The sequence below is a fragment of the Streptomyces sp. SCPE 10 genome, assembly GCF_051980735.1.
GTDB lineage: Bacteria > Actinomycetota > Actinomycetes > Streptomycetales > Streptomycetaceae > Streptomyces > Streptomyces misionensis.
Genome location: NZ_CP197069.1, coordinates 899,132 through 909,713, shown reverse-complemented (window position 1 = coordinate 909,713; position 10,582 = coordinate 899,132). Strand labels below are relative to the sequence as shown.

11 protein-coding genes are annotated in these 10,582 nt (G+C 70.8%); 2 read left to right on the top strand and 9 right to left on the bottom strand.

What is annotated here, in order from left to right:
- Nucleotides 1-3: 3 nt before the first annotated feature.
- The 6 genes from ACSP97_RS04210 to ACSP97_RS04185 form a co-directional block, all read right to left on the bottom strand.
- Nucleotides 4-501 carry a LeuD/DmdB family oxidoreductase small subunit gene (locus ACSP97_RS04210; protein WP_355148931.1) on the bottom strand — a complete coding sequence of 166 codons (498 nt, stop codon included), beginning with the start codon at nt 499-501 and terminating at the stop codon, nt 4-6.
- Nucleotides 498-1,733 carry a 3-isopropylmalate dehydratase large subunit gene (locus ACSP97_RS04205; RefSeq protein WP_355326954.1) on the bottom strand — a complete coding sequence of 412 codons (1,236 nt, stop codon included), beginning with the start codon at nt 1,731-1,733 and terminating at the stop codon, nt 498-500. The genes ACSP97_RS04210 and ACSP97_RS04205 overlap by 4 nt, the downstream gene beginning before the upstream one ends.
- Nucleotides 1,734-1,741: 8 nt before the next feature.
- On the bottom strand, nt 1,742-2,872 hold the full coding sequence (locus ACSP97_RS04200; protein ID WP_355148927.1) for a homocitrate synthase/isopropylmalate synthase family protein: 1,131 nt from the start codon (nt 2,870-2,872) through the stop codon (nt 1,742-1,744).
- A 14-nt stretch (nt 2,873-2,886) separates the two neighbouring features.
- Nucleotides 2,887-4,239, bottom strand: a complete 1,353-nt coding sequence (locus ACSP97_RS04195; RefSeq protein ID WP_355326951.1) for an LLM class flavin-dependent oxidoreductase — start codon at nt 4,237-4,239, stop codon at nt 2,887-2,889.
- Between the two features lie 17 nt (nt 4,240-4,256).
- Nucleotides 4,257-5,105: an isocitrate lyase/phosphoenolpyruvate mutase family protein gene (locus tag ACSP97_RS04190; protein ID WP_440556350.1), complete on the bottom strand. Its 849-nt coding sequence runs from the start codon at nt 5,103-5,105 to the stop codon at nt 4,257-4,259.
- A gap of 556 nt (nt 5,106-5,661) precedes the next feature.
- Nucleotides 5,662-6,267, bottom strand: a complete 606-nt coding sequence (locus tag ACSP97_RS04185; RefSeq protein ID WP_355527187.1) for a TetR/AcrR family transcriptional regulator — start codon at nt 6,265-6,267, stop codon at nt 5,662-5,664.
- 57 nt (nt 6,268-6,324) lie between these two features.
- Between ACSP97_RS04185 and ACSP97_RS04180 the strand changes: the two genes are divergently transcribed.
- A complete protein-coding gene (locus tag ACSP97_RS04180; RefSeq protein ID WP_440556348.1) occupies nt 6,325-7,224 on the top strand; it encodes an alpha/beta fold hydrolase in 900 nt (299 codons plus the stop codon).
- 200 nt (nt 7,225-7,424) lie between these two features.
- On the opposite strand, the gene ACSP97_RS04175 is transcribed toward ACSP97_RS04180, so the two are convergent.
- Entirely contained in the window at nt 7,425-7,922 is a 498-nt protein-coding gene (locus ACSP97_RS04175; protein ID WP_440556346.1) for a hypothetical protein, read from the bottom strand.
- A 152-nt stretch (nt 7,923-8,074) separates the two neighbouring features.
- Between ACSP97_RS04175 and ACSP97_RS04170 the strand changes: the two genes are divergently transcribed.
- A complete protein-coding gene (locus ACSP97_RS04170; RefSeq protein WP_355326942.1) occupies nt 8,075-8,629 on the top strand; it encodes a PadR family transcriptional regulator in 555 nt (184 codons plus the stop codon).
- Nucleotides 8,630-8,704: 75 nt separating this feature from the next.
- Here the strand turns inward: ACSP97_RS04170 and ACSP97_RS04165 are convergent, their stop codons facing one another.
- Together ACSP97_RS04165 and ACSP97_RS04160 are read right to left on the bottom strand one after the other, a co-directional pair.
- Nucleotides 8,705-9,274: a hypothetical protein gene (locus ACSP97_RS04165; RefSeq protein ID WP_355148914.1), complete on the bottom strand. Its 570-nt coding sequence runs from the start codon at nt 9,272-9,274 to the stop codon at nt 8,705-8,707.
- A 182-nt stretch (nt 9,275-9,456) separates the two neighbouring features.
- Complete coding sequence (locus ACSP97_RS04160; RefSeq protein ID WP_355148912.1) at nt 9,457-10,431, bottom strand: fibronectin type III domain-containing protein; 975 nt, start codon at nt 10,429-10,431, stop codon at nt 9,457-9,459.
- Nucleotides 10,432-10,582: the final 151 nt, after the last annotated feature.

Here is a 10,582-nt window from a genome sequence, read left to right as displayed (position 1 = left end):
GGCTTACTCTCCGGAGACTCGGGTCTTCACACGGGACAGGAGTCCGCCCTGGCTGATCATCTCCAGCAGGAGCGGCGGCGGTTTCGGAAAGGTGGAGAGCGTCGCTCCCTCACAACGGATCTCCCCCCGTCCGAGGTCGAGGGATATGGACATCCCCTCGGCCAGGCGGTCGGTGTCGGTCTCGATGGCCGGCAGGGCCAGGTTCCAGCAGTTGCGGAAGAGGATCCGCCCGAAGCGAGGGGCGATCACCAGGCCGATCCCGTTGGCCAGCAGCGTGGAGACGGCCTGCTCCCGGGAGCTGCCGATGCCGAAGACGGAGTCGCTGACGATCGCGTCCCCCGGCTCCAGGGTGTCGACGAACCCGGGGAGATACGCCTCGAACAGGTGCGGTGCGAGCAGCTTCGGGTCGGTGTGCATGTGCTTGTACCTGGCGGGGATGATGTCGTCGGTCGAGACCATACCCGTGACCCGGCGTACCCGGTGGGTCGATGTGTACGTCACGGCAGGTCCTCCACACGGGGAATCGCACCGGACAACGCGGTCGCGGCGGCCACGACGGGCGAGGAAAGATAGATGTCGGCCTCGGGATTGCCCATCCGGCCGCGGAAGTTGCGGTTCATCGTGGACAGCACGTTCTCCCCACGGGCCGGCAGCGGCCCCTGGGTGCCCACGCAGGCACCGCAGCCGGCCGGGGTGACCACGGCTCCCGCGGTCAGCAGGGTGTCGATGTAGCCGGCGCGCATGGCGTCCCGGTACACGGCGTTCGAGCCCGGGGTCACGACGAACTGGACTCCCGGGCGTACCCGGTGGCCCCGCACGACCGCGGCCGCCTCGGCGATGTCCTCCAGCCGGCTGTTGGTGCAACTGCCCACGAAGACGTACGAGATGGGGGTGCCCGCCGCCTCGTCGAGCGGCACGGTCCGGGCCGGGAGGTGCGGGAGCGCCACCGTCGGCTGGAGACCGCTGATGTCGAAGTCGACCCGGGTGAGCCCCGGCGCCGTGCCGGTGGGGATGGCTCCCTGCTCGTCGGGGACGAACACGCACTTCGCGCCGAGTTCGACGCCCAGGCTGGCCAGGCTGGCGGACGCGTCGGCGGAAAGCGCACGCGCCCACGCGCCGGTGAACTCCACCGACCGGTACAGGAACGGCTCCTGGCCCTTGTCCCGCAACAGGCTGAGGAGCACGTCCCGTGGCCGGGTGGCCCTGGCCGGCGTGCCGGTGAACCGCACCTCGACGGTCTCGGGGACCCGCAGCCAGGTCGTCCCCGTCACCATCGCGGCGACGATGTCGGAGGCGCCCATGCCGAGCCCGAGCGCCCCGAAGGCACCGCCCACACAGGTGTGCGAGTCGGAGCCCAGGACCAGGGCGCCCGGGGAGAACCAGCCGACCTCGGCGGCGAGCACGTGGCTGATCCCCTGCCCGCGTGCGCGTACGTCCACGCCGAGGCGTGCCGCGAACCTGTCCGCGTCCTTCATCCGGTCGGCCATGTCGACGTCGGCCACGAGGACCGAGTGGTCGAAGACGAAGCTGACCCGCTCCGGGTCGAAGACCGTCGTGAAGCCGTGCTGCTCGTACAGCCGGGCGACGGTGGGTGCGTTGCCGTCCTGCACATAGACCCGGTCGGGGCGGACGGTGACCAGCCGGCCCGGTGCGACCGGGCCCTCCTCGTCGACCAGGTGGCCGGCGATGATCTGCTCGGCCAGCGGGACGCCCTCTTGGAGTACGCCTGTCATCCCGGCCCTCAGTGCTGCGCGGCGCGGGCCTTGCCGGCCATCTCGCGAAGCCGGTGCGCGGGCACGGTCCCACCGGTGGCGATGGCCTCGGCCCGCACCTCCCGCAGCAGCTCGTCCAGCACGTCCGCCTCCAGGTCGGCCCCGTCCTCGCCGAGGGCGTGGGCGATCACGCCACGTCCGGAGTGCTTGCCCACGAGCAGCTTGCGCTCGCCGCCGACCCGCTCCGGGGGGAAGGGCTCGAACGTCGAGGTGTCCCGGAGCATGCCGGTGGTGTGGATGCCGGACTCGTGCGCGAAGACGTTGGGTCCCACGATCGGCTGCCACGGCGAGGAGGGGAAGCCGCAGGCCTGGGAGACCAGGCGGGACAGCGCGGTGAGCTGGCTGGTGTCGATGCCGAGGTCGACGTCGTACCACTGGAGCAGGCTCATCACCACCTGGGCGAGGTCGGCCATGCCGGCCCGCTCGCCGATGCCGTTGACCGTCACGTGGAAGTACCGCACCCCGGCCTCGATGGCGGCCAGTGTGTTGGCGACCGCCATCCCGAAGTCGTTGTGGCAGTGGGCCTGGAGGTCGATGTCGCAGACGTCCGTGATGGCGCGGACGCGTTCGGCGTACTGGCTGGGCGACAGGATGCCGATCGTGTCGGACAGCCGCAGCCGGTCCGCTCCCGCCTCGGCGACGGCGACGGCGTACTCCTTGAGGAACTCCAGCTCGGTCCGACCTATGTCCTCCGCGCTGATGCTGACGAAGCAGCCCTGGTCCTTGGCCATCTTGACCATGTCCTGCGCGGTGGCCAGCAGCCACGCCCGGTCCCTGCGCACCGAGTTCTTCAGGTGGTTGTCGGAGGTGGGCAGGCCGATGTGCACGGCCCGGAAGCCCAGGTCGATGCTCTTCTGCACGTCCTCGCGCACACCGCGGTTCCAGCCGATGAGGGTGACCTCGTCGCGACGCTCGAGCATTTCCTTGAGCGCCCTGACCTCCTCGCCGCCCATCGTGGGGATGCCGGGTTCGATCCAGCGCACGCCGGCGTCGACGAGCGCGTTGAAGATCTTGACCTTCTTCGCCGCGGACAGGGCGACCCCGGGAGTCTGCTCGCCGTCGCGCAGGGTGGTGTCCTCAAGGATCAGGTCATTGCGCATGATGCTGTTCCCTTTCAGGAGTGGCGATGTACTCGGTCGTGTGACTGGTTCTCCGGGCGCCTCAGGCCCAGTTTTTCCCGCAGTGTCCCGGGCTGGTACCGGGTCTTGAAGACCCCTTTGCGCTGAAGCCTGGGCAGAATGTTCTCGGAGAAGTCGACGAGGCTTTTCGGAAGCAGCGGTGGCATGATGTTGAATCCGTCGGCGGCGCCGTTCTCGAACCACCGGACGATTTCATCGGTGACCGTGTCGTAGCTGCCGATGAGAGTCATGTGGCCACGGGAGGTGGTCATCCTCTCGTACAACTGCCGTATGTTCAGGCCCTCGTCGTAGGCGAGTTTCTCGATGAGCGCGCGACGGCTCGTGTTGGCGTTGCTGGGCGGCAGCTGCGGCAGCGGCCCCTCGATGTCGCACCCGGACAGGTCGAATCCGCCGACGAGATCCGACAGCATGCTCAGGCCGAACTCCGGCCGGATGAGCGACTGCAACTCCTCGACCTTCTCCTGGGCCTCCTTCCCGGTCCTGCCCGCGTACACGGTGAGGCCGGGAAGGATGATGATGCCCGGGTTCAGTCTCGGGTGACGGGACGCGCGCCGGTCGAGGTCCTTCGCGAACGCGACGGCGGAATCCAGGTCCGACTGGGCCGTGAAGACCATCTCGGCGGTCCGGGCGGCCAGTTCGCGGCCCGCTTCCGACGATCCGGCCTGGACGATGACCGGGTGGCCCTGTGGCGGCCGTGAGACGTTGAGTTCCGCTTCCAGCGAGAAGACGCGGCCGTGGTGACGCAGCCTGTGCCGCTTGGCGGGGTCGTAGAACCGGCCGTTCTCCTTGTCGGCGGGAAACGCGTCGTCCTCCCAGGTGTCCCACAGTCCGCGGACGATGTCGACGAACTCGTCCGCCCGCTGGTACCGCTCGGCGTGTGCCGGGTGGGCCGGCATGCCGAAGTTCGCGGCTGCCGCGAGCTTGGACGTGGTCACCAGGTTCCAGGCGGCGCGCCCCCGCGAGATGATGTCGAGGCTGGCGTACTCGCGGGCGACGTTGTACGGCTCCTTGTACGTCGTCGAGGAGGTCGCCACCAGACCTATGTGACGGCTGACCATGGCCAGCGCGCCCATCAGCGTGAGCGGTTCGAAGAAGGTCACCCGTCCGCCGAAGCCGGCTCGGTCGTCGTTGAACACGGCCGGGGCATCGGACAGGAACAACGTGTCGAACAGGTGCTGCTCGGCGAGTCGGGTCACCTCGACGTAGTGGTCGAGGTTGCGCGTGGCCGTCGTGTCGCTTTCGGGGTGCCGCCACGAGGCGGCGTGGTGGCCGGTGCCGTATGACACGTAGGCACCCATGACCATCTGTTCCCTGCGCTGTGCGGGCATCTGGTCGGCTCCGTGGGTCAGTCGCGCGGGGCACGCACGATGGGCCTCTTGTCCTCCGACATCGACAGGAGCTTCGAGGTCTCGATGCACACCTCACCGGCTTCGAGGGCGCGTCCGTGGTCGAGGATGCGGTGGCTGACCTCCTCCATCGCCCTGGTCGCCGCGCGGAGCATCTGGTTGGCGTAGATGATCAGGCTGAAGCCGGCCGCGTGCAGCTCTTCCTCGGTCACGGAGGGGTAGGCCGTGGGGATCGCCACCAGGGGGGTGCCGGGGTGGCGCCTGCGCAGCTCGCGAGCGAGGTCGAGCAGGGGTGCCTCGTCCGAGCTGCGGCTGTGCAGCACCAGACCGTCCGCCCCGGCCGCCACGTAGGCGGCGGCACGGTCCAGGATCTCCTGCCTCGGCAGGCCGGTGATGAGCCCCTCCAGCCGCGCGATGATCATGAAGTCCGTGAAGGACTGCGCGGCCTTCCCGCGCGAGATCTTCTCGCAGAACTCGTCGACCGGGGCCATGGTGTGCAGTCCGTCACCCGGCAGCAGGGAGTTCCGCTTCTCTCCGCACTTGTCCTCGATGACCACGGCCGAGACACCACGCCGTTCCATCGCCTTGACCATGTGCTCGAAGTGGAGTGTCTGTCCTCCGGTGTCCCCGTCCATGACCAGCGGGAGCGTGCTCACGGAGAAGATCTGGTCGATCCAGGACAACCGCAGTTCCATGTCGAGCAGTTCGATGTCCGGAAGCCCACGCAGTGCCGAGTCGGTCAGCGAACTCGACCAGAATCCGTGGAACTCCCTTTTGTCCGGCCCTTTCCCCTGGGCGTGTTCCGCGATGACGGCCGCAAGCGGGCTGTGCACCTCGACGATGCGCACGGGCTTTTCTCGCGCGAGGGACTCCCGGAGCGACGCCAAACGGGTCTCGTTGCCTATGGTGGAAATACCCACACTTCCCCCTGTCGACGAATGCCCTTCATCTGTGGTCGGCAGTGAATGCTGACGGCGATGGAGGCACGGGTCACCGCGCGTGTGAGGAAGCGGAACTCCGCGCGGCGCACGACCCTTGTGCTTTACCTCCATCAGGAAGCGCCGCGCCCGGACCCGGCGAGGCAGATAAAGGAAAGGATCAGTTCCGCCTCTGCGTCAACACTCACCGCAGCCGCCGGCCAGGCGAGTGTAGGTTTTCGGCCATCTCCCGGTAGCCTCCGCGCCACGCGAAGTTTGGTTGCCGGACTTCTGGGCCGCGGCCACCGTCGACCGACAGTCATCGCGCAAACCCAACGGGAGTCGCGTAGATCACGTTTGATCGGCGAGGGGGCGCAGGGATCCCGGCCTGATGCTTGGTCAATGCACCTACGGTTCACTCTGCGTGTTTGCGCCGGTACTTGGCCGGTTGCAGCTCACCGCGGAACCGGTGAGCCGTTCCCGTCCGTCACGGTCCCGACGGCCCGGTCGGTCGGTTCGGTGGAGCCCCGGCGTTCTTGGCGGCGGCTGCCGCGACGGTTGCCAGGTCTTCGCCCGAGAAGCCGGCGCGGCTCAGCACCGCCAGGGATTTGTTCGTCGCCAGCGTGCACAACGCCAGCTCCGCCGCCTCCTGATCACCCGCCCCCGCTGCCAGCAAGGCTTGCTCCAGCCTCGTCCGCAGACCGTCGATCATGGCGCGGACCATCGCCCGGCCCTCCGGGTCGAGGGCCGGCAACTGTGTCGCCGACACCGTGAGCAGGCAGCCGTCGGGGACCGCCGGGTCGGCGATGCGCTTCAGGGAGACCCGCAGGAAGGCGGCCACGACACTGCTCGGGTTCGCGTGCGGGCCGGACAGCGCCTGCTCGTACAGCGGATGGTAGGTCTGCGCGTACCGCAGGAGGCTCTTGCGGAAGAGGGTGCTCTTGTCGCCGAAGGTGCCGTAGAGCGAGCCCCGGCCCAGACCCGTGCCCTCGGTCAGGCGGTCGATCGAGGCCTCCGAATACCCCCAGCGCCAGAAGACGTGCATCGCGCGTCGTAGCGCCTCGTCCACATCGAATTGCTTGCGGCCTGCCATGGTCCATCAGCCTACACATCTTGTACCGATCGTTCAAAGATGGGTAGGGTCACCGGCATGACGAACTTGAGTTCCCTGCGGCTGCCTGACGGGTTCCCCGACCTCTTCACCAGCCGGCTCGTGGAAGCGAACGGGGTGCGGCTGCACGCGGTCACCGGTGGGCACGGCCCGGCGCTGCTGCTGGTCGGCGGGTGGCCCCAGACCTGGTACGCCTGGCGCGAGGTGATGCCCGCGCTCGCCCGTGAGCACACCGTCGTCGCCGTCGACTCGCGCGGTTCCGGGCTCTCCGACAAACCCGACGACGGGTACGACGCCGGCACGCTGGCCGCCGATCTGGTCGCGTTGATGGCCGTGCTCGGGCACGACCGGTTCGACGTCGTCGGCCACGACATCGGCACATGGACCGCATACGCCCTCGCCGCCGATCACCCCGAGCGGGTGGGCCGGCTCGCCATCGTCGAAGCGATGATCCCCGGTCTCACGCCGTCCCCGCCGTTCTTCGGCCCGGCCGAACTCAACCTGAAGCTGTGGCAGTTCGGCTTCAACCGGCTCACCGACCTCAACGAGGAACTGGTCCGGGGGCGGGAGCGGCTCTTCTTCGGCTGGCAGTTCGCCACCAAGGCCGCCACACGGACCGCGATCCCCGCGTACGCCGTGGACGTCTACGTCGACGCGATCACCGCGGACCCCCGGGCGCTGCGGGCGAGTTTCGCGTACTACCGGGCGCTGGACGAGACGATCGCGCAGAACGAGCAGCGCAGCAAGGCCCGGCTGACGCTGCCGGTGCTCGCCGTCGGCGGCGCGCTGTGGAGCGGTGCGAATGCCGCCCAGACGATGCGGCTGGCGGCCGACGACGTCACGGAGGTCGTCCTCGACGACTGCGGTCATTACCCGGCAGAGGAGCAGCCGGCGCGGTTCACCGAGATCCTGGAGGGCTTCCTCGCCGCCCACCGGTAGCAGGCACGCCACGTGGCAGGAGACCTGCCGGGAAGTCGAGCCGAGCGGGGAAGGCCCCGGCCCGGACGCACGCCGGCTGCTCCGCGCGGCAGGCGGCTGCGTGTACGGTGCCGGGACCCTGACGGCCCCAGGCGACTTCGGCATCGCCCGGGACCGGCCGGAGTGACTCGCGGGTCTCGCCCGGCGCAGGCGCGTCGGCCTCAGCGCTGCGGGGCCGGCGGAAGGTCGGCGTGCCGGACGGTGTAGCCGCCTTTGACGACGGGAGCGTACGGGGCCGGAGCCATGCAGGTGCCGACCTCGGCCTCCGAGGGCGCGCCGGTGCCGCCCGGCAGCAGGTTCACCATCTCCCACGAGAACCCCACCCGGTCGCGGTAGTGGCCCTTGTCGTCGCCGCCGTCGTAGACGCTGAACCCGAGTCGTTTGCCCATCCAGGGTGGGCCGCCGGGGCCGACCTTGGTGATGACGGCCGTGAGGGTCGCGGTGCGCGGGCCGGTGACCAGGCAGTCCACGTGCCCTTCGGCGGTGTAGGTCACGTTGCGATCGGCGGAGTAGTGGGACACCTTCACCGTGCCCCGGGCATCGGTGGGCAGGCCGGTGGGAATTCCGGGCAGCGGACTGCTGTAAGGATCGGCGTGCGCGTCGAAGGTGAACGAGCGGACATCGGCGTCCGGGTGCTGACTGCCGGCCCGCTCCGTCATTCCCCGGTCGCCACCCGCGTCGCCCTCGGGTAGCACCGCGGCGGACCTTCGATCGAGCGGAGGCGAGCCGTCGATACGCCGCCTTGCCCACCTGCCGGCCGGGTCGCCGCCGGCCGGCCAGAGCGCTGCCGGGGCATCCCTAGGATGAGCCCATGTCACTCCCGCACGCGATCCTCACCGCCCTGCTGGAAAAGCCGTCGTCGGGCCTGGAGCTGACCCGCCGGTTCGACAAGTCGATCGGCTACTTCTGGTCCGCGACGCACCAGCAGATCTATCGCGAGCTGGGAAAACTGGAGGGCGACGGGCTCATCCGGGCGCTGCCGGCCGAGCAGCCGGCCCGTGGGCAGAAGAAGAGCTACGAGGTGCTGCCCGCGGGCCGCGCCGAACTGGCCCGCTGGACCGCCGCCGCGCAGGACCCCAAGCCGCTGCGGGACACGCTCCTGCTGCGGCTGCGCGCGGCGGCGGTGGTCGGCACGGCGGGCCTGGCGGCGGACCTGCGGCGCCATCTGGAGCTGCACCGGCGGCAGTTGGCCGAGTACGAGGAGATCGAACGCCGCGACTTCCCACCGGAGCGGAACGCCCCCGAGGACCGGCTGCGGCACCTGGTGCTGCGGGCGGGCATCGACCTGGAGACCTTCTGGACGCAGTGGCTGTCCCACGCCCTCGCGGAGTTCCCCGAACCGCCCGCCGACGGCGCGACGGACTGACCGGCTCCAGGACCGGCCCGCCGCCGAACGGCATGGCCGGCACCGGTCGGTGTCGACGGGCTGGGGGGCCCGGGGTCAGGGGCGTGTTGGTTTCGAACGACGGCGCAGGCACCACGCGGCGGTGACGGCGCCCGCGCCCACCAGGGCCGCCCCGATGCCGAGGGTGAGGGGGCCGTAGTCGCGGACGGTGCCGCCCAGGCCGCCGTTGACGCCCCGGGCGGGCGCCGGCTGGACCGGAACCGGGCGGGTGGGCAACGGCCTGGACGTGGTCGAGAGCGTCGGTGCGGACCCGGCGGAGACGATCACCGCCTGGCTGCCCGCCGTACTGCCGCTGGAGCAGACCACCACCACGGTGTAGGTGCCCGGGCTCACCCCGGACCAGGCCGCGGACTGGCTGACGGTGGTGCCCGACAGCGCCACCTGACGGCCCTGGGCGAAGCTGGCCTGACTACTGGTGAGCAGCGCCGCGGTGCCCCAACTGCCGTTGATCCGGGTGCACGCGCTGGTCACCACCGAGACGGAGGAGCCGGTGGTGCTGACGGAGATGCCGGAGACCGCGGCGGCCGGCGCCGCGAGCGCGACCGGGAGCGCGGCGGTGGCCGAGAGGGCGAGAACGGAGCGGAGCGGGGATATGGACTTGCGCATTGGCTGGCCTCCGGCGGCACGGCCGGCGGTACGTCCCATGCGCCGCCCAGGGTCGGGAATCATCCGTGCTGCCTGGTCAGCAGCCAACGCGGCCCGGCGGACCGCCGCACCCGGACGGCATCCGGCCGGGTGACACGGGCCCGCCCGCCGCGCCCCGGGATGCGGTCCTCGCCGGGCTGTGGTCAGCGCCCCGTGGTCACGGTCCGCTCCGGCGACCAGCCACCCCAGGTGCCGTCGGGCAGCCGGGCCCGCAGCCGCACCCGGTGCTCCTCCCCGGCCGTGCGGCCCAGGTAGAAGCTGTAGTGCGCCCGGCCGCGCGGCGGGGTGCCGCCCCACTCCAGCGAGGTGGCCGAGGTGCCGTCGAGCCGGATCGCGTACTCCGTGATCACCCCGTCCGTGCTCGGCGGATCCCAGGACAGGTCCAGGTAGTAGGCGCCGTCGGCGCGGTGGGTCGCGGCGGTGAAGCCGGCCGGCGCGGTGGCCCGGCCGTCGTCGGTGCCCGGGGTGGTGAGGCGCACCGGGGCGCTCGCTGGGGAGAGGTTGTCCGCCGCGTCCCGGGCCCGCACCGTGAACACGTACCGGGTGCCGGGGCGCAGCCCGGTGACGACCGCCGAGGTCAGATTCCCGCCGACGCTGTGGATCCGCGTGCCGCCCTGCTGGATGTCGTACGACACCACGCCCCGGTCGTCGTGGGAGGCGTCCCAGGACAGCCGGACCGCCCGGCTGCCGTCGGCCCGCCCGGTGGGCGCCCCGGGGCGGGTCGGCGCCGAGCGGTCGGCCGCGACCCGGGCGGGCGTCCGGGCCCGCACCGGGCGGCTCGGCGGTCCGAGCCGGCCGGCCTTGTCCCGGGCCCGCACGGTGAAGGCGTACTCGGTGGACGGCCTGAGCCTGACGACGTCCACCATGCGCTCCGAACCGGGTACCTCGGCCGTCCTGGTGCCGCCCCGGTACACCTCGTAGGAGCGGATGCCGGAGTCGTCCGGCACCGCGTTCCACATCACATGCACGGAGGTGGCGCTGCCGGCCTGCGCGGTGACCCCGGTCGGGGCGCCCGGCATCCGGCCCTCGTCGCCCGTGTCGGCCCGGCTCAGGCCGCAGGACGTGAGCAGCAGCAGGGTGCCGCAGACCAGCACGAGCGGAAGGGGAACGCGTCGCACGGCTCTGCCTCCACGGTCGGCTCAACGGCGGCCCGGCAATGGTCCGGACCAATATGGCCCGCTCGGCGCGCCCGCGGCAAGGGGCCGGTGCCGAGCACCCCGCGCGGTTACGTATGCTGAAGGTCCCTGCGGCATGAACTCCCCGAGAGGG

Bases quoted from the DNA above. Each gene is read 5' to 3' on its own strand.
- ACSP97_RS04185 (WP_355527187.1), bottom strand. From the start codon at position 6,267: ATGGCAGGCCGCAAGCAATTCGATGTGGACGAGGCGCTACGACGCGCG.
- ACSP97_RS04180 (WP_440556348.1), top strand. From the start codon at position 6,325: ATGACGAACTTGAGTTCCCTGCGGCTGCCTGACGGGTTCCCCGACCTC.
- ACSP97_RS04175 (WP_440556346.1), bottom strand. From the start codon at position 7,922: ATGACGGAGCGGGCCGGCAGTCAGCACCCGGACGCCGATGTCCGCTCG.
- ACSP97_RS04205 (WP_355326954.1), bottom strand. From the start codon at position 1,733: ATGACAGGCGTACTCCAAGAGGGCGTCCCGCTGGCCGAGCAGATCATC.
- ACSP97_RS04170 (WP_355326942.1), top strand. From the start codon at position 8,075: ATGTCACTCCCGCACGCGATCCTCACCGCCCTGCTGGAAAAGCCGTCG.
- ACSP97_RS04165 (WP_355148914.1), bottom strand. From the start codon at position 9,274: ATGCGCAAGTCCATATCCCCGCTCCGCTCCGTTCTCGCCCTCTCGGCC.
- ACSP97_RS04195 (WP_355326951.1), bottom strand. From the start codon at position 4,239: ATGCCCGCACAGCGCAGGGAACAGATGGTCATGGGTGCCTACGTGTCA.
- ACSP97_RS04200 (WP_355148927.1), bottom strand. From the start codon at position 2,872: ATGCGCAATGACCTGATCCTTGAGGACACCACCCTGCGCGACGGCGAG.